The organism is Nocardia sp. NPDC057227, assembly GCF_042669725.1.
Lineage (GTDB): Bacteria > Actinomycetota > Actinomycetes > Mycobacteriales > Mycobacteriaceae > Nocardia > Nocardia asteroides_A.
The window spans coordinates 99,924-118,474 of sequence record NZ_JBHUXA010000024.1 but is presented as its reverse complement, the minus strand read 5'-3'; the positions used below and the strand labels follow the sequence as shown (position 1 = coordinate 118,474).

Sequence of the window (18,551 nt, the reverse complement as noted above, 5' to 3'; positions counted from 1 at the left end):
CCCGCCGCGTTCCAGAGGACGGCGAGCGTGGCGGCCGCCGACTCCGCCTCGGCCTGGGCGAGCACCGCCCCGACCCAGCGCCGGACCCGGGCGCGGGGGGGGGGCGCCCCCGCCCCCCCGGGGCCCGGGGTGCGGGCGCGCCCCCCCCCCCCCGCCGCGAGGCGGAAGTACTTGTTGTTCCCGAGATCGGCGATCGTCTTGATCTTCAGCGCGTCCAGCAGCTTCTGATCCGCCGCCTCGGTGAGCCCGGCGAACGCCGAGGGCGGGGCGGCGAGAATCTCCTGCAGCGACTTCTCCTCGAACGCCTTGTCGAGGGCCTTGTCGAGCGTGACGGTGACAGCCATGCGGAACTCCTTCGAAGGAACGAACCCGGATGCGTCGTGCGCGCCGACAATAGCCCGGTTTCGCGCGCGCCGGACCGGGAACGCGCGGTGTGATCCAGCGCAAGGACCCTCGACAGAGTGGGCCCGGTGGGCAAACGCGCCGCGATCCCCCTGACCCGCCGGACCTTTCCCGATGTTTCGATCGGCGATGCGGAAAGTTTGCGGCAGAGCGTGGTCCAGACCACAGGTTGGTTTGGACCCCTATAAAAGTCCTGCCGAATGAGTGGATTTCACCGATCCGCACCGGTACCCTCGTGCGGGAGGGCGGGTTCCTCGAAGGTCCGGTTTAGCCGGTGCCCCAAGGGAACCCGCTCATCGCCAAACTCCACCAGCGGATTTCCACCCCGTTTCAGGGGTGACGTTCCGGTCCTTCGGTAGGCGCGGCGAGTTCGGCAGGCCGAGCCGGCAGCAGCGATTCCAACCGCCCCACCAGCGCCGCCGCCGGCCCCTCCAGCAGCGACAGCGGGAACGGCAGCCGCCGCTCGATCAGCCCGCGCAGCTCCGCCGAGAGATCGGCGGTCGTTGCCTCCAGCTCACTGATCTCGGTCCGCAGTGCCACGATCTGGCCGCGCAGCGCCTCCGCCTGCTCGCGCAGCGCCGAGGTGTCGGCCCGGATCGCGGCCACCGCCCCCGCCAGCGTGGCATCGGGCTCCCCGAGCCCGGCGGGCTCGGGGACGCGCAGCTGCCGCCGGATCTCGCGCAGCACGGCTTCCTGTTCCGGGGTCACGCCCCGCTCCCTCCTGGTCGCCGCGCGAGCCGGTCAGCGCGCGGGTTCGAGGTGCTCCGGACGCGGCGCGGGCGCGGTCGCGGCCAGCGCACGGCGATCCGGCGCGATCAGCACCGCGCTGATCGGAATGGTCAGCGAGAGCAGCCCGACCACGAACATCGGGAACACGAAGTCGAACAGCTCCATGCCGTCCGGCGCCGTCGCGGTCGGATCGACCTCGAACTCCAGCGCCGAGAGGCCGAGGTAGTACACCCCGGCGATGCCGAGGCCGAAGAGCAGCGTGGTCGCGGCCCGGGCGGGCCCGCCGCGCAGCGACTGGAACGACCACAGCGCGCCGCCGCACACCAGCACCGCCACCACGGCGGCCAGCGCGGCCGGCCACGGCGAGATGTCCACTTTGCCCTGCACGCTGATCGAGCCGAGGCTCAGGTACAGCGTGGTCGCGGTGCCGAGCCCCATGACGAGCCCGCCCGCGAGCAGCAGCGGCAGCCGGAACGAGCGGCCGAGCAGCAGCAGCCCGATCAGTACCGTCGCGAAGGCGACGACGAGCGCGGCGATCTGGTAGGCCAGGTCGTAGCGGAGCACGGTGCTCGAGACATCCAGCCCGAGCAGCGTGACCGAGGTGGCGAGCCAGATGCCGATGCCGCCGATCGAGACGGCGGCCGCGGTCAGCCAGACCAGCCGGAACCGGGCCGAGCGCACGCTGTGCACGATGCAGGCGAACCCGACGAGCGCGCCGAGCACCGAGATGGCGACGGAGAGCCCGGCGATCCAGGGCCCGAGGACGAACAGGTCGACCTCGGTGCCTCCGCTCGCCAGCAGTTGCGGCTCACCCATGCCGAGCGGCCCCTTCCAGTTCCTGCGACTTGAGCTCCGCGATGGCGTACTCGGTCACCGCGGCGAGCGCCTGCCGCACCTCGACCGCGTTGCGGGCGTCGATGTCGACGATCGGCACTCCCTCGCGCACCGAGAGCGCTTCGCGCAGTTCGGCGATCGGGAAGCGCGGCGCGTGCGGGAAGCGGTTCACCGCGATCAGGAAGGGCAGCCCGCGCGCCTCGAAGAAGTCGACCGCGGCGAAGCTGTCCTCCAGCCTGCGGGTATCGATCAGGACGACGGCGCCGATCGCGCCGCGGATCAGGTCGTCCCACATGAACCAGAACCGGCGCTGGCCGGGCGTGCCGAACAGGTACAGCGTGAGGTTGCCCGGCAGGATGATCCGCCCGAAATCCATGGCGACCGTGGTGGTCTCCTTCTGCGGAGTGTCGGCGAGATCGTCGATGCCGTCCGAGAACTGGGTGACCATGGCCTCGGTGCGCAACGGCACGATTTCGGACACCGCGCCGACGAACGTCGTCTTCCCTGCGCCGAACCCGCCCGCCACCACGATCTTGGTGGACGCGGTCCTGGTATCGGCATCATCGGGCCCGGTGCTGCCTTCGGGCCCGATCTTGCTTTCGGGCCCTTGTTTCCTAAAGGGCGCGGAGTCCACGCAATGTCCTCTCCATCAGGGTACGGCGCTCGCTGAAGCTCGTCTGTTCGGTCAGTGTGATGTGCATGCGCATGGCGCCGTCCACGACGAGATCGCCGATCACCACCCGGACCATACCCAGCGGGCGGTCCAGATGTGCGGCGATCTCGGCGACGGACAACCGGTGCGTTCCGAGACGCAGGATCTCGGTACGGATGTCACCGGACGGCCAGTCGAGATGCGCGTTGTGCGACAGGGTTTCGATCACCGCTTCGAGCGGCAGGTCCACCGCGGGCTCGGTCCGCCCCGAGGTCAGAGCGTAGGGCCGAACGCGAGTGGGGGGTCGATACGGTCCGGAGCCGTGCGGGCTGGACATGGCAAATTCAGACGGCGGTCCGCGCGGTCGCCGACACGACACTGCCGACCCGGTCGACGAGCAAGGCCATCTCGTACCCGATGCGGCCGATATCGTGCGATTTATTGGCGAGAACTGCCAGGTGCGAGCCGTTTCCGACGCTCATTACCAGGAGGTACCCGCGCTGCATCTCGACGATCGACTGCATCACCTTACCGCCGTCGAACAGCTGCGCGGCACCGGCGGCGAGGCTCGCCAGCCCGGCGGTGACGGCCGCCAGCTGCTCGGCCCGGTCCGACGGCAGGTGCGGGCTCGTCGCCTGCAGCAGGCCGTCGGCCGACACCAGGACGGCGTGCGAGACGCCGGGGATGTCCCGGGTGAATCGTGCGACCAGCCAGTTCAAGTTCTCGTCCGTGGTGCTGTTGGCGTTGGTCATGCAAGCCCTCCGTCGTTGTACTGCACATTGGCCCGCCCACTGCGGACTCCGCTGAGATGCCTGGTGAGGTTGGTGCGGATCTCCTCAGGGTCGCGGTCACCCTGCTCCTCCGCCTGGGCGAGCCCGCCGGGAACCAGCTGCGCGCCCGGCCTGCGGATGGGCAGCCCGCCCGCGGTGCGCGAGGAGGTGGTCGGCTTGCTCGCGTCGGCCGCCGCGGACCAACCCGCGTCGGCGGGCGACGACCAGGAGCCGGGAGCCGCCTCCGACGATGCCGGTTCGACCAGCCACTCCGAGACCATGCGCTGGTAGATCGGGGTCGGTGACTCCCCGGCGATGGGCTGCAGCCGGGACGAGCCGGTCTGCTCGCGCCCGTCGCCGGTCTCCTCCGCGCGGCGGACCCGCTGCTGCTCGCCGGTGTGCGCGGGCCGGTCGAACGGGCGGTACGCCTGGGTGGCGTACTCCGGTCCGTCGTAATCCGGCACCGGGCGGCGGGCAGCGGCAGGCTGCTCGCCGGTCTCGCCGGTCTCGGCGGGCTCGGGCCGCCGGTCGTCGCGCGCCGAGGGCTGCGCCGCGCGATCGGACCGGTCGGTGCTGTCCAGCCGGACCGCGGCGGGCGCGTGCTCGCCCGGCCTGCGCACCGGAAGCCCGGAGCGGCTGGTGAACCGGTCGAAGTCGCCGTCGTCGGCCGGGTCGTCCTTGTTCTCCGCCCACAGGTCGGTGCCGGTGGGCGGGTTGTTCGGGTCGACCACCGGGAAGCCGCCGGTCGACGGCCGGGACGGCTCGTCCGAGCCGAACCCGGTGCGCGGCCGGTCGGCGCCGCCGCGGTCGCCGCGGCCGGGCACCGAGATGCTCGGCTGCTCCGGCGCGTCCGCCACCCGCATCGCCGGGCGGCGCTGCGGCAGCCCGTTGGTGGTGGTGCCGAAGCCGCTGCTCGCGGTCTCGCGCTGGGGCAGGCTCGGCACCGGGACCAGGTTGCGGGTCGGCGCGGAGCCGAAGCCGTCGTCCCGCGCACCGCCGAGCTGCTTGCCGCTCGGGTCGGTGTGGTCCAGCTGCGGCGCGACCAGCGCACCCGGCAGGTGCACGCTGGCCGTGATGCCGGGCTGCTGGGCCATGGTCGAGGTACGCCGCAGGCTCACCGTGATGGTGTGCCGCTTGGCCAGCCTGCCCACCACGAAGAGCCCCATCCGGCGCGCGGTCTCGACGTTGACCTCACCGCCGGAGGCCAGCCGCTCGTTGGTGGCCTGCAGATCCTCGGAGGCCATGCCGAGACCGCGGTCGGTGATCTCGATCAGGTAGCCGCCGTCCACCGCGCGGGCGACCATCACCGCGACCGCGGTGGTCGGCGGGGAGTAGCGCAGCGCGTTGTCGATCAGCTCGGCGAGCAGGTGCTCGATGTCGACCGCGGGCTCGCCAGGCACGACGCCCTCCGGCACCGAGCCGATCTCCACCCGCTGGTAATCCTCCACCTGGGAAACCGCGCTCCACAGCATGTCCGAGAGCGGAACGCCGTTCAGCTGGCCGCGGCGCAGCTGGGTGCCCGCGAGCACGAGCAGGTTGTCGCCGTTGCGGCGCATGCGGGTGGCGAGGTGGTCGAGGCGGAAGAGGGCCTGCAGCCGCTCGCCGTCGTCCTCGTCGTGCTCCAGCTCCTCGATCAGGGTGAGCTGCTGCTCCACCAGCGACTGGCTGCGCCGGGAGAGCGTCTCGAACATGTTGCCGATCTGCACCCGGAGCCGGGCCTGCTCGGCGGCGAGCGCGAGCGCCTGCTCGTGGATCTCGTCCACCGCGCGGGCCAGCTGGCCGATCTCGTCGGTGCTGTGCACGCCGACCGGGGTGATCCGCGGGGTCGCGCCGCCCGCGCGCACCACAGCGAGCTCGTCCGGCAGCTTGACGTGCGCGACCTCGAGCGCGTCGCGCCGCAGCCTGCGCACCGGGACCACCAGCGTGCGGGCCACCGAGAGCGCAAGCGCCAGGCCCGCGAGCAGCGTGCCGATCACGATGCTTGCCTCGCGCAGCGCGCCCGCCTGCGCGTCCACCGTCCTGGACGCCAGCGACCCGTCGATGATCTCCATCAGCTCGTCGGTGGTGACGGCGTAGGTGTCGGTGCTCGCCCGCAGCGAATCCGCGACGACCGGGTTGGCCGCCGGGTCGCCGACGCTCTGGCTGAAGGCGGCGAGCCGGGTCTGCACCGCGTCCATCAGCGGCCGCAGGTTCCCGGCGTTCTCCGGCAGGATCAGCGAGTAGGTCGCGATCATGGTCATCTCGGCGCCCGCCGAGATGAGCACCTTGGCCTGCACGCCGGGGTTGTTGCGCGCGGCGTCCGGCATGCCGATCAGCAGTTGCTGCTGGGTGAGCGTGCGGCGCGCCGACTGGATCGCGCCGAGCTGCAGGAAGTACCGCTGGATCACCAGGTCGTCGACCGAGGGCGAGCGGGCCAGCGCGTTGCCGATCCTGGCCGCGATCTCGTCGGCCTGCTCACCGACCATGGCGGGCGAGCCGTTGCGCAGGCTGTTGCGCATGGTCGACCCGGTGGCCACCGCGGAGGCGAGCTCCGCGGTCACCTTCCCGCTGACCTCGGTGGTCTGCATCGCGACCTCGAGTTCGGCGAGCGCCTGGTCGAACCTGGTCAGCGCGGCCGCGGTCGCCGGATCCGCGATGTTCCCCCAGGAGGAGGACGCCGCGATGGCGAGTTGCTCGGTGGCCGTGCCGTACCGGACGACCGGCCGGATGATGATCGCTTGTTCGGTCGCTGCGTGGAGTTGCTCCATGGTGCGCAACTCGTTGTTGATACGCAGAACCGCGAACACGGTCGCCAGCAGTACCGGCAGCACCAGAACGATCCCCACCTTGCGGGTGACGGACCAGTTCGACAGGCTGAATTGCCAGGATCGCGGTGCAGCTTCCATCCGCTTCCGTCGCCTCCGCTTCACGAGTGACCCCCGGCGGCGCGTGGCTGCTCGTCGGATGTGGATCAACCCGCATCACAGAACCAACGAAGGGTCTTCTTTTTACCGCGGTGAACATACCGCGCTGCGTGAGTGTGAGCAATCTGGGGTACTCAGTATGTTTTTCTCGAATATGGCGTCACAGAACGCCTTTCGGGGCTTTCGGCCCGTCCGCCCGGAAGCACTTCGGCGACTTCGGATAAAAGGCGCTGGTCACCGTCGGTAACCGGACCGTGATCGTTCCGAGATGGATCCGCCGAGATCCCCGGCGAGTCGCGTCACGGCGTGTCGGACGCACCCTCTCAGTCGGCTCTCAGTCGGCAGGGCCACACTGGTCACATGCGGATTCTGGTAGTCGACGACGACCGCGCCGTTCGCGAATCGTTGCGCCGGTCGCTGACCTTCAACGGCTACACCGTGGATCTGGCGGTCGACGGGGTCGACGCACTGGAGAAGACGACCGCCCAGCGCCCCGATGCGCTGGTGCTGGATGTGATGATGCCACGCCTGGACGGTCTGGAGGTATGCCGCAGGCTGCGCAGTACCGGAGACGACCTTCCGATTCTGGTTTTGACGGCGCGGGATTCCGTTTCCGAACGCGTCGCGGGACTTGACGCGGGCGCCGACGACTATTTGCCGAAGCCGTTCGCGCTCGAGGAATTGCTCGCCCGGCTGCGCGCCCTCCTGCGCCGGACCGGGACCGCTCCCGGCGAGGCCTCCGAGACCCTGTCGTTCGCGGATCTGTCGCTGGATCCGGTGACCAGGGAGGTGACCAGGGACACCAGATCGATCAGCCTCACCCGCACCGAGTTCTCGCTGCTGGAGATGCTGATGGCGAACCCGCGCCGGGTGCTCACCCGCAGCCGGATCCTGGAGGAGGTCTGGGGCTACGACTTCCCGACCTCGGGCAACGCGCTCGAGGTCTACATCGGCTACCTGCGCCGCAAGACCGAGGCCGAGGGCGAGCCGCGGCTCATCCACACCGTGCGCGGAGTCGGCTACGTGCTCCGCGAGACGCCGCCGTGACCCGCGGCAGCACCAGGCGGCCGGTGATCGCGACCCTCGGCAACCCGCCCCGCCCCGAGCACCGCGCGCCGGAGCCGCTGCCGCCGGAGATGCGCCCGCCGACCCCGCTGACCCGCTCGGTCTCGCTGCGCTGGCGGGTCACCCTGCTCGCCGCCTCGGTGGTCGCCATCGCGGTCGCGCTCGCCTCGATCGCCGCCTACGCCATGGTCGCCCGCTCGCTCTACGCCGACGTCGACTCGCAGCTGCGCGCCCGCGCCGCCACGCTCATCGACAACAACTTCGACAGCCTCGGCTTCTACTCGATCATCCTGGCCGGGCTCTACTCCAACGACGTCGGCGTCGCGCTGATCTTCGCCGACGACAAGCAGTACGTCCCCCCGCAGCCGACCAACCCGCCGGTCGGCGCCGACGAGATGGCGGTGGCCGCCGGGCAGCGCGAGTTCTCCCTGCGCACTGTCGACAACCAGCGGGTGCTCGCCCGCCGCACCAACTCCGGCGCGACACTGGTGGTCTCGCAGCGGCTGGAGCCGACCAGGGAGGTGCTCGACCGGCTCGCCTGGCTCATGTTCGTGGTCGGCGGCTGCGGCGTCGTGCTCGCCGCCGCGGCGGGCACCGCGGTCGGCCGTACCGGCCTGCGGCCGATCGCCCGGCTCACCGCCGCCACCGAGCGGGTCGCCCGCACCGACGACCTCACCCCGATCCAGGTCACCGGCGACGACGAACTGGCCCGGCTCACCGAGAGCTTCAACACCATGCTGCGCGCGCTCACCGAGTCGAGGGACCGGCAGCGCAGGCTGGTCGCCGACGCCGGCCACGAGCTGCGCACCCCGCTCACCTCGCTGCGCACCAACATGGAGCTGCTCATCGCCTCCAGCCGCCCGGGCGCGCCCCGGCTGCCCGAGGAGGACATGGCCGAGCTGCGCGCCGACGTCATGGGGCAGATCGAGGAGCTCTCCACCCTGGTCGGCGACCTGGTGGACCTGGCCCGCGAGGACGCGCCGGAGACCGTCTACGAGCGGGTCGACATGGGCGAGGTCACCGAGCGCGCGCTGGAGCGCGCCCGGCGCAGGCGCGGCGCCATCGAATTCGTCGCCGAGCTGCGGCCCTGGTTCGTCTACGGCCACGAGGCCGGGCTGGAGCGCGCCGTGCTCAACGTCCTCGACAACGCCGCCAAGTGGAGCCCGGGCGGGGCCCGGGTCCTGGTCACCATGCGCGAGGTGAGCCGCAACCTGCTCGAGCTCGCCGTCGACGACGCGGGCCCCGGCATCCCGCCCGCGGAGCACGAGCTGGTGTTCGAGCGCTTCTACCGGACCACCGCCTCCCGCTCGATGCCCGGCTCCGGGCTCGGCCTCGCCATCGTCAAGCAGGTGGTGACCAAGCACGGCGGCACCATCACCGTCGATGCCTCCGAGCGCGGCGGCGCGCTCATCCGCATCGTGCTCCCCGGCGAGGGGGGCAGGCCCGAGCAGCTCTCGGGGAACTGATAGCGCCGTCTCAGTCCGTTCTCAGTCGTGATCAGCAGGCTGGGGGGTACTACGAGCAGGACCACCAGCCGAGCAACGAGGATTCGCCGTGACCGAGGAAAACCAGCGCCGCGCGGGAGAGCAGCCCGCGGGTGCCACGCACCCGACCCCGCCGCCACCCGGGCCGGGTTCGCCGTGGGCGCCGGGGCCCTACGGACCGCAGGGCGGGTACAACCCGCCGGGGCCGGGCGGGTTCGGCGCGCCGCACGCTCCCGGGTCCGAGCAGGGGACCGGCGCCTTCGGTGCGCCGCACGCTCCTGGGGCCGAGCGGGGGACCGACACTTTCGGTGCGCGGCACGGGGGTCTCGGTCCGGATCGGGAGGCGAGCGTCTTCGGCGGGTCGGACGGCGGGCGCGGAGCCGATACGGGAGCCGGTGGCTTCGGTCCGGGCGGGCCCGAGCACGCGACCAGCGTGTTCGGCGCGCACCAGGGCTTCGGCTCGGGCGCGCACGAGACGCAGGGGCGGTACGAGCCGGGGGCAGGCCCGGCTACCGGGTCGATCCCGGCCCCCTACGGCCCCGGCCCCGGTTACCCCCAGCCGGGCGGCCCGGTCCCGCCGGGCGCCCTTCCGCCCGCCTACGGCGGCGGCCCGTCGGATCCCGGCCCGGCCAGGCGCCCGCGGCGCACCGCGCTGGTCGCGGGCGCTCTCGCCCTCGCCCTGGTGAGCGGCGGCATCGGCGGCGTGGTCGGCGCCGTCGCGGTCGACCGCGACACCACCTCGAGCGTCGCCAACGCGCTCGACGCCCCGAAACCGAACGTGAACACGGTCTCCAACGCCCCCTCCGGCTCGATTCAGGCGGTGGCCCAGAAGGTGCTGCCCAGCGTCGTGATGATCAAGGTGGCGAGCAACCGCGCCGAGGGTGAGGGCTCCGGCGTCGTGCTCTCCTCGGACGGCCTGATCCTGACCAACAATCACGTCGCCACCGGCGGCGGCACCGGCGCCAGGATGGAGGTCGTCTTCAGCGACGGCTCCACCGCACCGGCGACCATCGTCGGCGCCGACCCGGTCTCCGACCTCGCGGTCATCAAGGCCGACGGCAAGACCGGCCTCACCCCGATCGAGCTGGGCAACTCCGGCGAGCTCCAGGTCGGCCAGCCGGTGATCGCGATCGGCTCCCCGCTCGGCCTCGCGGGCACCGTCACCACCGGCATCGTCTCCTCGCTCAACCGCCCGGTCTCGACCAGCGGCTCCGGCACCGCCCCCGGCGTCAACCCGGTGATCGACGCGGTGCAGACCGATGCCGCGATCAACCCGGGCAACTCCGGTGGCGCGCTCGTCGACGGCGAGGGCAAGCTCATCGGCATCAACACCGCCATCGCCACCCTCGGCGGCGAGACCGGCGGCCAGCAGAGCGGCTCGATCGGCCTCGGCTTCGCCATCCCGGTCGACCAGGCCCGCCGGGTCGCCGACCAGCTGACCAAGACCGGCCGGGCCACCTACGCCCAGATCGGCATCAAGCTGCGCCCGCAGGACACCAGGGCACAGGTGCTCGAAGCGACCCAGGACGGGCCTGCCGCGAAGGCGGGGATCCCGGCCGGTGCGGTCGTCACGAAGGTCGACGATCGGGTCATCGATTCCGGTGACGCGCTGATCGCCGCGGTCCGCTCCCACCAACCAGGAGACAAGGTGACGGTGACCTACACCGACGAACAGGGCAACAACCCGAAGACCGTCCAGGTGACGCTGGACGCCGCACCGGCGGAGGCGGGCCGATGATCCGCGTGCTGCCCGGGGGATCGGTGGGGCTGTCGCCGCTTGGCGCTACGGTGAGCACCATGGAAATCGATGCTCCTGTGGCGGGGCGGGCACTGGTGGTTGTCGTCGACGATCGCACGGCGCACGGCGCCGAAGATTCGATCGGCCCCCTGGTCACCGAACTGCTCACCGAGGCGGGGTTCCTCGTCGACGCCTCGGTCTCGGTGCAGGCCGACGAGGTGGAGATCCGCAATGCGCTGAACACCGCGGTCATCGGCGGCGTCGACCTGGTGATCTCGGTCGGCGGCACCGGCATGTCGCCGCGCGATGTCACCCCCGAGGCCACCTCGCAGGTGCTCGACCGGGAGCTGCCCGGCATCAGCGAGGCGCTGCGCTCCTCCGGCCGGGTGGCAGGCTCGCTCGACGCGGTGCTCTCCCGCGGCCTGGCCGGCGTCTCCGGCAGCACCCTCGTGGTGAACCTGGCGGGCACCCGTGCCGCCGTCCGCGACGGCATGGCCACGCTCAGCCCGCTCGCCAGCCGCGTGGTCGACGAGCTCTCCGGGTTGGCGGAGTAATTCCCACCGGCGACGCCACCGACGTCCCCCGCCCGCATCGGGCGGGGGACGCGGCGCGTCTGGCCCGCATCTTCGGCGACGCACTGCCGGAGACCACCCGCGACGAACGCGGCGACGACGAACGCCGAGACGACTCCGGCGACCACTGGCTGCGCTCCCAGGTGCCACCGCACCACGGTTGAGCCCCCTTCCCGCTTTTGGTAACTCCGCCTTGACATTCGGTCCGGTGTCACTGCGCCCCGACCGGTTGCGCGGCACCGCGCGCAACCCTTCCGGCCGGAACTTCGATAACCGATAAGTGAATGGCGTGCCGCAGCTCGTATGCCGCTTTCCGCACTTCATCGATGCCATCGGGTAGTAGCGATTTGCACTCTTACCGACCGCGATCCCGTCGGTCACACCCCGTGTTCGTGCACGTCGATCACTCGGCTGCGGCGGATGGCATATGACATGCATCACAGTGATCTTTACGAAATCTGGCCGCGCGGTTCGGTTTCCCCCCGCTTAACATGCCCTATGGGATCCGTCCGTTTCGGGCGTCGTTCACTCCGGGTCCGACCTGGAGTGGACGCCTCGTCGGGGTGTATCCCTGTTCCGATCGACCAGACCGGGGCGTTGCGCCGAAATAACAGTCGGTTACATGACGGCAACAAAGGGGCGACAAACTGAGCTGGGCCTGAGAGGACCACGTGCAGTCTCGATGGTCGAGCTGCCTGTTCGAACCTGATGAGGGGAAGTATGAGCGAGAACCGCATCAACGGTCTGCGCCGCGGTGCCCGCGTAGCAGGCGTCGGCGCTGCCGCGGCCGTTGCCATGGGCCTGCTTTCGACCGGCGCCGCCAACGCCGACACCTTCGTGCCGTTGCCGGACGGCCAGAAGCTGGGCCCGGGCGTCACCCTGACCCGCACCGCCGAGACCGCGATCGTGTCGCCGTCGCTGGCGGCCAACGGCGCAGGCCGGACGGTCTGGGTGTCGGGTACCACCACCGCCGACGTCACCGTCACCCCCGAGGGCGAGGTGGGCCCGTTCAACGGCCCCGCCGACGGGCCGGGCAGCAACAACTCCTCGACGCACGGTGCGTCGCAGGTCAACACCGGCTACATCGTCGGCTGCCAGGTCTCCATCGCCGACGACGCCATCGCGGCGGGGCTCTCGGCGGGGCTCGACCTCTCGTCGGGCTCCATCGGGGGCTCGATCGGCCTCGACCTCGGCCCCGGTGAGGTCAAGTTCGTGCAGATCGAAGCGAAGGACATCCTGAAGCCGGGTGTGTACTCGGTGGAGTACCAGGATGTGGAGATCGAGATCCAGGGCTGCGGCGGTTACGCGCAGGCCCGCGCCTACAGCGTCGTCGAGATCATCGGCGACAACTACTCGAAGACCAGCCTGTACGGCCTGCCGTTCAGCATCGGCTGATCTCGACCTCTTCCCGATTCTTCTTCTCGCTGACGCGAATACGACCCTCGAGGGGCAACACAGATGATCAACCGTAAGAACTTGGCGCGGGTGGCAGGCGTAGGTGCCGCCGCCACGGTCGCCATGGGCCTGTTCTCCACCGGCGCCGCCAACGCCGATACCTTCGTCGCCCTGCCGGGCGGCACCATCACCAAGACGCTGTCCGACGGCACCGTGGTGACGGTCAGCCTGGTCGGCGAGTCGGCCAACATCAGCCCGTCGCTGGGCTCCACCCCGGTGCACCGCAACGCGTGGGTCTCCGGCTCCGCGCAGGTGTCGATCGCCGGTGGCGAGGACGTCGGCGGCAAGATCTACCCGGGCTACGTCGTCGGCTGCCAGGTCAACATCGCCGGTGGCGGTGTCGAGGGCGGCCTCTCCGGCAGCATCGAGAGCGACGGAAACGGTGGCGGCACCGGCAACGTCGGTGGTGAGGGCGGCGGCGCCCTGTCGCTCGGCCCCGGCCAGGCGACCTCGTTCTACGTTCTCGATATCGAGAAGCCGGATGACTACGGCGACGAGGATCACGCGACCAACAACTCGTTCAAGGGCAACGACGGCTCGGTGACCTGGGCCGATTCCACCATCGGGCTGAGCGGCTGTGGCGGCTACGCCCAGGCGCGCGCCTTCGTGCGGGTCAAGGTGGAGACCGAGAATGTGCACTCGGTCGTCACCCTGTGGGGTCAGCCCTTCAGCATCGGCTGATCGCACTCCGATCCTCGTGATCACCGGCGGGTCCGTCGCTTCGGCGACGGGCCCGCCTTCGCGTTCCCCGAGCCCGGCGGTCAATGGAACACCACCGTGAGCGCGCTGCTCAGCGAAGCCGCGGCCACCGCGGTGGCGTGACCGGTGTCCATGGCGACCAGCACCACCCGCTCCGCGCCCCTGCCATCCCCGGCCGCCGAGACCAGCACCACGGCCGCGTCGGTGGCGAGGGTGCGCGGCGGACGGTCGGATTCCCGGCCCGCGCCGTCACTCGCCGCGCCGATGACATCCACCCGGTCACCCGCCCGCAGGATGTCGGCGACCGCCGAATCGGCGAGCCGCAGCGGCACGATCCTGGCATCGGGGGAACCGGTCGCGACCCCGGCCAGCCGGGGATTCACGGTGCGTACATCGGTGAAGACCTCGCCTGCCCGCATGGCACCGGTGAGGGTGGCACCCAGGAGGTCGGCCGAGTCGCGCACCACGCCATCCGGCAGCGTGCCCGATGGGTGCGCGGCGGCGCGCAGGTCGGTGTCGGTCAGCAGGCTGCCGGGAGCGATGTCACGGCTCGCGACCAGGATTTCGGTGCGGGCGGCACCCGGGTCACCCCGGAGGAAGAGCGCCCCCGCGAGCAGCGCCAGCAAACCGGCGAGCAAGCGCCGGGCGAGGATGCCGTCGAGCCAGGGCGGGCGGTTGCGGAACGCGTCGAGCACCCGGCTCTCGGAGCCGAGCGTGGAGCGGCGGAGTGCGGAATCGGTGCGAGGCATGGCCGAAGCCTAGGAGCCGGGCACCGGCCGGGAACCGGCTCGAACCGGCCCCTGTGGATAGCGATGACGCTGTGGACAACTCGGCTCGGCCGGCGCTTTCGGCACCGGCCCGAGACCTACGATCAGCTCGCGACAGCAGTACTCGTGCTCGACGAACCCGAGGAGGAAGCCGATGTCGACGGAGAAGAGGCCGCCGGAGCAGTGCTCGTGCTCGACGACGAATCGGAGCTGGACGAGCTCGAATCGGCCTTCGCGGGGTCGCTCGCGGTGGTGGAGCCACCCCGGCTGTCGGTGCGGTAGAAGCCGCTGCCCTTGAAGACGATGCCGACGGAGTTGAAGAGCTTGCGCAGCCTGCCGCTGCACTCGGGGCACTCGGTCAGCGAGTCGTCGCTGAAGGACTGGACGATGTCGAACCGATTGTCACACTGGGTGCACGCGTACGAATAAGTAGGCATCGAGATCCTCCGGGGCTGTGTCGATCTAGCACTCTACCGCCGACACTGCCAACGTTGCCAATCGGTTCCGCATTCCCGGGTCAGGAAGGGCCCCCGGCGGCGCCGAGCGGCGTGAAACCGGCGTTCGGTGTCAAGGCCCATCCCATCCGGCGGTCGTGCGGCTCCTCGGGCAATGCGGGCACGAGTTCCGCATCCCGGACCACCGCGATGAGCCGGGCCGCGGGCGACGCCAGGTCGAGGGAGCGGTCGTAGTAGCCCGCGCCGCGGCCGAGCCGGACGCCGCGGCGGTCGACGGCGAGGGCGGGGACGAGGATCACATCGGCCTCGGCCAGCGCCGCGGGCGGCAGCACCGGTCCGCCCGGCTCGCGGAGTCCGAAGCGGCGGCGTACCAGGTGCTCGGCACCGGTGTAGACGGCCCAGCTCAGCGGGCCCGGCTCGCCGGTGACGGGCAGCAGCACGGTCGCACCGGCCCCGGTCAGCGCGTCGAGCATGCGGAGGTCGCCCGGCTCGCCCCGCACCGGGACGTAGGCGGCCACCGTGGCGGGGCCGGGACCGACCGGCACGGACAGAAGTGTGGTTATCGTCTCGGCGAGCGCCAGTGCCTCGGCATCGTGGTCGGCGGTGGAGAGCCGGTTCCGGCCGGCCAGGATGTCATCGCGCCATGCATGTTTTCCGCGCTCAGCGGGCATCTCCATGAAGGTCACCATAGGCTCAGCGGAATGGCTGGTCGCCGCAGCGGCGGACCCGCGATGTAATGGATGGATAGGGTAGGCGTATGACAGCGAAGGCCGGACGGTCGGGGGATGGCGCGGTATCGGTTTTCCGCACGGCTGTGGTGCCTGCGGCAGGGTTGGGGACGCGCTTCCTGCCCGTGACGAAAACGGTGCCGAAGGAATTGCTGCCGGTGGTCGACACGCCGGGGATCGAATTGGTCGCCACGGAGGCCGCGGACTCGGGAGCCGAGCGGCTGGTGATCGTCACCTCCCCGGGCAAGGACGGCGTCGTCGCGCACTTCGTCGAGGACCTGGTGCTCGAGGGCACGCTCGCGGCGCGCGGCAAGATGGAGGCGCTGGCGAAGGTACGCAAGGCGCCGGGGCTGCTCGACGTGAGCTCGGTGATCCAGGAGGAGCCGCTCGGCCTCGGCCACGCGGTCGCCCAGGCGGAGGCGGTGCTCGACGACGACGAGGACGCCATCGCCGTGCTGCTCCCGGACGACCTGGTGCTTCCGTCCGGTGTGCTCGACGTGATGAGCCGGGTGCGGCGCAAGCGCGGTGGCTCCGTGCTGTGCGCCATCGACGTGCCGAAGGAGCAGGTCAGCGCCTACGGCGTCTTCGACGTCGAGGTGGTGCCGGACGCGGTCAACCCGAACGTGCTCCGGGTCAACGGGATGGTGGAGAAGCCCGCGCTGGCCGACGCGCCGTCCACCTACGCCGCCGCCGGGCGGTACCTGCTGGACCGGGCGATCTTCGACGCACTGCGCCGGATCGAGCCGGGCGCGGGCGGCGAACTCCAGCTCACCGACGCCATCGCGCTGCTGATCGCGGAAGGACATCCGGTTCATGTGGTCGTGCACCGTGGGTCGCGCCACGATTTGGGCAACCCGGGCGGTTATCTTCGAGCAGCGGTCGATTTCGCCCTGGAACGGGAGGAGTACGGCCCGGCCCTTCGGGAGTGGCTGCAGCACCGGCTCGGCCCGGACTGGGATCCCCAGCTGACGACCTACGACTGACGGGCGCGGTCGAATTTCACGGGCGGTGGACACGTCGGGTACGAATGTGTTCGCCGCCCGGATGTACGCACGCCGGTGCCGATGCGGTAGCGGCGGCGTGCGAGAGGAGCAGGGAAGGGCTGGATGCGCTCGGTTGAGGATCAGCAGATCAAGGTGACCGCGGCCGCGGTCGCGCCGAGGCCGGTCCGGGTCGCGATCTCGGAGGCCCAGGGTCTGCTGTGTGCCGAGGACGTCGTCACCGAACGGCCGCTGCCCGGATTCGACCAGGCCGCCATCGACGGGTACGCCGTGCGCAGCGTCGACGTCTCGGCGGCCGGCTCCGACATCAGGGACGAAACCGGCGAGCTGGTCGACCTCACCCTTCCGGTGGTCGGCGAGGTGGTGGCCGGTTCCCGGCAGCCGATCCGGCTGCAGCCGAGGCAGAGCGTCCGGGTGGACACCGGGGCGCCGCTGCCGACGCTCGCGGACGCCGTGCTCCCGCTCGATTTCACCGACGGTGGCCGCGCCCGGATCAAGGTCTACGAGCCGGTGCGCTCCGGCGACTACGTGCGCCGCATCGGCGACGACGTGCAGCCCGGCGACGTTGCGGTGCGCGCGGGAACGATCATCGGTCCCGCGCAGGTGGGGCTGCTCGCCGCGGTCGGGCAGGACAAGGTGCTCGTCCATCCGCGGCCGCGGCTCTCGGTGATCTCCATCGGCGGCGAACTCATCGACATCGATCGCACGCCGGGGCCCGGGCAGGTCTACGACGTGAACTCCTACGCGCTGGCCGCCGCGGCGCGCGACGCGGGCGCCGACGTGAACCGGGTCGGCATCGTCAGCTCCGACCCGCGCAGGCTGCGCGACGTGGTCGAGGGGCAGCTGATGCGCTCCGAGGTGGTGGTGATCGCGGGCGCCGTCGGCGGCTGGGCCTCCGAGCAGGTGCGCGAGGCGCTGGACGGGCTCGGCGAGCTGGAGATCGCCAGGGTGGCCATGCATCCCGGCTCGGTGCAGGGCTTCGGCAGGCTGGGCCGGGACGAGGTGCCGACCTTCCTGCTGCCCGCCAACCCGGTGAGCGCGCTGGTCGTCTTCGAGGTGATGGTGCGCCCGCTGATCCGGATCGCGCTCGGTCGCAGGCATCCCATGCGGCGGGTCATCCGGGCGCGGACGATCATGCCGGTCAGCTCCATGACCGGGCGGAAGGGGTACCTGCGCGCGCAGCTCATGCGCGACGAGACCACCGGCGATTATCTGGTGCAGCCGCTCGGCAACGGCACCAACGGCTCGTCGCACCTGCTGGCCACGCTCGCGGAGGCGAACAGCCTGATCGTCGTCGAGCCGGACGACACCGAGATCCGCACCGGTGACGAGGTGCGCGTCGCGTTCCTCTCCCAGCGCGGCTGAGGCGTGCCGAGTATGAGCGTTCTCCGGGGTGCGCAGCATCCGGGATGGCCGGCCAAGATCGGTCCGGTCATGGTCGCCGCCGGTGAGGTGCGGCTGCGGCCGGTGCGGCTGCGGGACGCCGCCGCTTGGAGCCGGATCCGGCTGCGCGACCGCGACCACCTGGAGCCGTGGGAACCGACCGGCCGCGGCACCTGGGAGGCGCGCAACCACGCCTCGAACTGGCCGTCTCTCTGGTCCGGGTTGAAGGCGGAGGCGCGGCGGGGCGCCATGGTCCCGCTCGCGATCGAGGTGGACGGCGACTTCGCCGGGCAGATCACGGTGGGCAACATCGTGCGCGGCGCGCTGCGCTCGGCCTGGATCGGCTACTGGGTGGCGCGCGACCTGAGCGGAAAGGGCGTGGCCACCGCGGCGCTCGCGCTCGGCCTCGACCACTGCTTCGGGCCGGTCGGGCTGCACCGGGTGGAGGCCACCGTGCGGCCGGAGAACCTGGCCAGCCAGGCGGTGCTGCGGCACGCGGGCTTCCGCGAGGAGGGGCTGCTGCGCCGCTATCTCGATGTGGACGGCGCCTGGCGTGATCACCTCCTGGTGGGTATCACGGTCGAAGAGGTGCTCGGCACCGTGGTCGACCGGATCGTGCGGGAGGGACGCGCGACACCGCTCTGAGCTGCGGTGTCGCACTGCCGAAGGGGATTCGTCATTCGGGGGAAAGGAATACGGTGGCTGCACGCGCCGCGGAACTGGTGGAAATGTGACTGCTGTGGCGCAAGTGCACGGCGCGCCTGCTCGTTGTGATCTCTACCCGGAATTAACCTACGGACGTCGGTGGTGCGTCCCGCGCCGCCGGCACGGAGCCTGTGGGGTGCTCGGCCGGCCGATGAGGGGGCGGGCCGAAGTACCTCCGCGGCGGCCGAACCGCCGCCCCGGACGAGGGC

The 18,551-nt window shown here is 71.2% G+C and carries 19 protein-coding genes and 1 pseudogene; 10 read left to right on the top strand and 10 right to left on the bottom strand.

The annotated features are described in order from the left end of the window. Positions 1-152: 152 nt before the first annotated feature. From ACFUJ1_RS27490 to ACFUJ1_RS27460, 7 genes and pseudogenes are all read right to left on the bottom strand, one after another. Positions 153-344 (bottom strand): annotated as a pseudogene (locus ACFUJ1_RS27490) (hypothetical protein); the annotation flags it as partial. A gap of 388 nt (positions 345-732) precedes the next feature. Beyond that, the gene (locus ACFUJ1_RS27485; RefSeq protein WP_378650022.1) at positions 733-1,110 is read right to left on the bottom strand and encodes a hypothetical protein; all 378 of its coding nucleotides are present in this window, start codon (positions 1,108-1,110) and stop codon (positions 733-735) included. Between the two features lie 33 nt (positions 1,111-1,143). Next, complete coding sequence (locus ACFUJ1_RS27480; protein WP_378650021.1) at positions 1,144-1,947, bottom strand: MHYT domain-containing protein; 804 nt, start codon at positions 1,945-1,947, stop codon at positions 1,144-1,146. Next, positions 1,940-2,557: an ATP/GTP-binding protein gene (locus ACFUJ1_RS27475; protein ID WP_378610476.1), complete on the bottom strand. Its 618-nt coding sequence runs from the start codon at positions 2,555-2,557 to the stop codon at positions 1,940-1,942. Before ACFUJ1_RS27475 ends, ACFUJ1_RS27480 begins: the two co-directional genes overlap by 8 nt. A gap of 22 nt (positions 2,558-2,579) precedes the next feature. Continuing rightward, positions 2,580-2,954 (bottom strand): DUF742 domain-containing protein, encoded by a 375-nt coding sequence (locus tag ACFUJ1_RS27470; protein WP_233020518.1) that lies wholly within the window; start codon positions 2,952-2,954, stop codon positions 2,580-2,582. 7 nt (positions 2,955-2,961) lie between these two features. Beyond that, a complete protein-coding gene (locus ACFUJ1_RS27465) occupies positions 2,962-3,369 on the bottom strand; it encodes a roadblock/LC7 domain-containing protein (RefSeq protein ID WP_233020517.1) in 408 nt (135 codons plus the stop codon). Beyond that, complete coding sequence (locus ACFUJ1_RS27460; RefSeq protein WP_378650020.1) at positions 3,366-6,272, bottom strand: ATP-binding protein; 2,907 nt, start codon at positions 6,270-6,272, stop codon at positions 3,366-3,368. Before ACFUJ1_RS27460 ends, ACFUJ1_RS27465 begins: the two co-directional genes overlap by 4 nt. A 378-nt stretch (positions 6,273-6,650) precedes the next feature. Between ACFUJ1_RS27460 and ACFUJ1_RS27455 the strand changes: the two genes are divergently transcribed. The 7 genes from ACFUJ1_RS27455 (at position 6,651) to ACFUJ1_RS27425 (ending at position 13,285) form a co-directional block, all read left to right on the top strand. Continuing rightward, a complete protein-coding gene (locus tag ACFUJ1_RS27455; protein WP_233020515.1) occupies positions 6,651-7,337 on the top strand; it encodes a response regulator transcription factor in 687 nt (228 codons plus the stop codon). A gap of 89 nt (positions 7,338-7,426) precedes the next feature. Beyond that, positions 7,427-8,821 carry an ATP-binding protein gene (locus ACFUJ1_RS27450; RefSeq protein WP_378650028.1) on the top strand — a complete coding sequence of 465 codons (1,395 nt, stop codon included), beginning with the start codon at positions 7,427-7,429 and terminating at the stop codon, positions 8,819-8,821. A gap of 88 nt (positions 8,822-8,909) precedes the next feature. Further along, the gene (locus ACFUJ1_RS27445; protein WP_378650019.1) at positions 8,910-10,577 is read left to right on the top strand and encodes a S1C family serine protease; all 1,668 of its coding nucleotides are present in this window, start codon (positions 8,910-8,912) and stop codon (positions 10,575-10,577) included. Then, positions 10,574-11,131, top strand: coding sequence for a molybdenum cofactor biosynthesis protein B (locus ACFUJ1_RS27440; protein ID WP_233020514.1), 558 nt, complete (start codon positions 10,574-10,576; stop codon positions 11,129-11,131). The genes ACFUJ1_RS27445 and ACFUJ1_RS27440 overlap by 4 nt, the downstream gene beginning before the upstream one ends. After that, positions 11,131-11,313 carry a hypothetical protein gene (locus ACFUJ1_RS27435; protein ID WP_233021016.1) on the top strand — a complete coding sequence of 61 codons (183 nt, stop codon included), beginning with the start codon at positions 11,131-11,133 and terminating at the stop codon, positions 11,311-11,313. The genes ACFUJ1_RS27440 and ACFUJ1_RS27435 overlap by 1 nt, the downstream gene beginning before the upstream one ends. A 556-nt stretch (positions 11,314-11,869) precedes the next feature. Then, entirely contained in the window at positions 11,870-12,544 is a 675-nt protein-coding gene (locus tag ACFUJ1_RS27430; RefSeq protein WP_378650018.1) for an MspA family porin, read from the top strand. Positions 12,545-12,607: 63 nt separating this feature from the next. Further along, positions 12,608-13,285, top strand: a complete 678-nt coding sequence (locus ACFUJ1_RS27425; RefSeq protein WP_378650017.1) for an MspA family porin — start codon at positions 12,608-12,610, stop codon at positions 13,283-13,285. Between the two features lie 80 nt (positions 13,286-13,365). Here ACFUJ1_RS27425 and ACFUJ1_RS27420 read toward each other — a convergent pair whose 3' ends face one another. The 3 genes from ACFUJ1_RS27420 to ACFUJ1_RS27410 all read right to left on the bottom strand — a co-directional run bounded on the left by ACFUJ1_RS27420 (position 13,366) and on the right by ACFUJ1_RS27410 (position 15,202). After that, on the bottom strand, positions 13,366-14,052 hold the full coding sequence (locus tag ACFUJ1_RS27420) for an SAF domain-containing protein (RefSeq protein WP_378650016.1): 687 nt from the start codon (positions 14,050-14,052) through the stop codon (positions 13,366-13,368). Positions 14,053-14,174: 122 nt separating this feature from the next. Next, a complete protein-coding gene (locus ACFUJ1_RS27415) occupies positions 14,175-14,507 on the bottom strand; it encodes an FmdB family zinc ribbon protein (RefSeq protein ID WP_378650015.1) in 333 nt (110 codons plus the stop codon). A gap of 80 nt (positions 14,508-14,587) precedes the next feature. Beyond that, complete coding sequence (locus ACFUJ1_RS27410; RefSeq protein WP_378650014.1) at positions 14,588-15,202, bottom strand: 5-formyltetrahydrofolate cyclo-ligase; 615 nt, start codon at positions 15,200-15,202, stop codon at positions 14,588-14,590. Between the two features lie 80 nt (positions 15,203-15,282). Here ACFUJ1_RS27410 and ACFUJ1_RS27405 point away from each other — a divergent pair, with 80 nt between their 5' ends. The 3 genes from ACFUJ1_RS27405 (at position 15,283) to ACFUJ1_RS27395 (ending at position 18,282) form a co-directional block, all read left to right on the top strand. Next, positions 15,283-16,236 carry a UTP--glucose-1-phosphate uridylyltransferase gene (locus ACFUJ1_RS27405; protein WP_378650013.1) on the top strand — a complete coding sequence of 318 codons (954 nt, stop codon included), beginning with the start codon at positions 15,283-15,285 and terminating at the stop codon, positions 16,234-16,236. A gap of 123 nt (positions 16,237-16,359) precedes the next feature. Continuing rightward, positions 16,360-17,619 (top strand): gephyrin-like molybdotransferase Glp, encoded by a 1,260-nt coding sequence (gene glp, locus ACFUJ1_RS27400; RefSeq protein ID WP_378650012.1) that lies wholly within the window; start codon positions 16,360-16,362, stop codon positions 17,617-17,619. Positions 17,620-17,631: 12 nt separating this feature from the next. After that, positions 17,632-18,282 carry a GNAT family N-acetyltransferase gene (locus ACFUJ1_RS27395; protein WP_378650011.1) on the top strand — a complete coding sequence of 217 codons (651 nt, stop codon included), beginning with the start codon at positions 17,632-17,634 and terminating at the stop codon, positions 18,280-18,282. Positions 18,283-18,551 lie beyond the last annotated feature (269 nt).

Excerpts from the sequence above, each read along its gene's own strand:
- ACFUJ1_RS27480 (WP_378650021.1), bottom strand. The coding sequence starts at position 1,947 with ATGGGTGAGCCGCAACTGCTGGCGAGCGGAGGCACCGAGGTCGACCTG.
- ACFUJ1_RS27470 (WP_233020518.1), bottom strand. The coding sequence starts at position 2,954 with ATGTCCAGCCCGCACGGCTCCGGACCGTATCGACCCCCCACTCGCGTT.
- ACFUJ1_RS27465 (WP_233020517.1), bottom strand. The coding sequence starts at position 3,369 with ATGACCAACGCCAACAGCACCACGGACGAGAACTTGAACTGGCTGGTC.
- ACFUJ1_RS27460 (WP_378650020.1), bottom strand. The coding sequence starts at position 6,272 with ATGGAAGCTGCACCGCGATCCTGGCAATTCAGCCTGTCGAACTGGTCC.
- ACFUJ1_RS27455 (WP_233020515.1), top strand. The coding sequence starts at position 6,651 with ATGCGGATTCTGGTAGTCGACGACGACCGCGCCGTTCGCGAATCGTTG.
- ACFUJ1_RS27450 (WP_378650028.1), top strand. The coding sequence starts at position 7,427 with ATGCGCCCGCCGACCCCGCTGACCCGCTCGGTCTCGCTGCGCTGGCGG.
- ACFUJ1_RS27440 (WP_233020514.1), top strand. The coding sequence starts at position 10,574 with ATGATCCGCGTGCTGCCCGGGGGATCGGTGGGGCTGTCGCCGCTTGGC.
- ACFUJ1_RS27430 (WP_378650018.1), top strand. The coding sequence starts at position 11,870 with ATGAGCGAGAACCGCATCAACGGTCTGCGCCGCGGTGCCCGCGTAGCA.
- ACFUJ1_RS27425 (WP_378650017.1), top strand. The coding sequence starts at position 12,608 with ATGATCAACCGTAAGAACTTGGCGCGGGTGGCAGGCGTAGGTGCCGCC.
- ACFUJ1_RS27420 (WP_378650016.1), bottom strand. The coding sequence starts at position 14,052 with ATGCCTCGCACCGATTCCGCACTCCGCCGCTCCACGCTCGGCTCCGAG.
- ACFUJ1_RS27415 (WP_378650015.1), bottom strand. The coding sequence starts at position 14,507 with ATGCCTACTTATTCGTACGCGTGCACCCAGTGTGACAATCGGTTCGAC.
- ACFUJ1_RS27410 (WP_378650014.1), bottom strand. The coding sequence starts at position 15,202 with ATGGAGATGCCCGCTGAGCGCGGAAAACATGCATGGCGCGATGACATC.
- ACFUJ1_RS27405 (WP_378650013.1), top strand. The coding sequence starts at position 15,283 with ATGACAGCGAAGGCCGGACGGTCGGGGGATGGCGCGGTATCGGTTTTC.
- glp (WP_378650012.1), top strand. The coding sequence starts at position 16,360 with ATGCGCTCGGTTGAGGATCAGCAGATCAAGGTGACCGCGGCCGCGGTC.
- ACFUJ1_RS27395 (WP_378650011.1), top strand. The coding sequence starts at position 17,632 with ATGAGCGTTCTCCGGGGTGCGCAGCATCCGGGATGGCCGGCCAAGATC.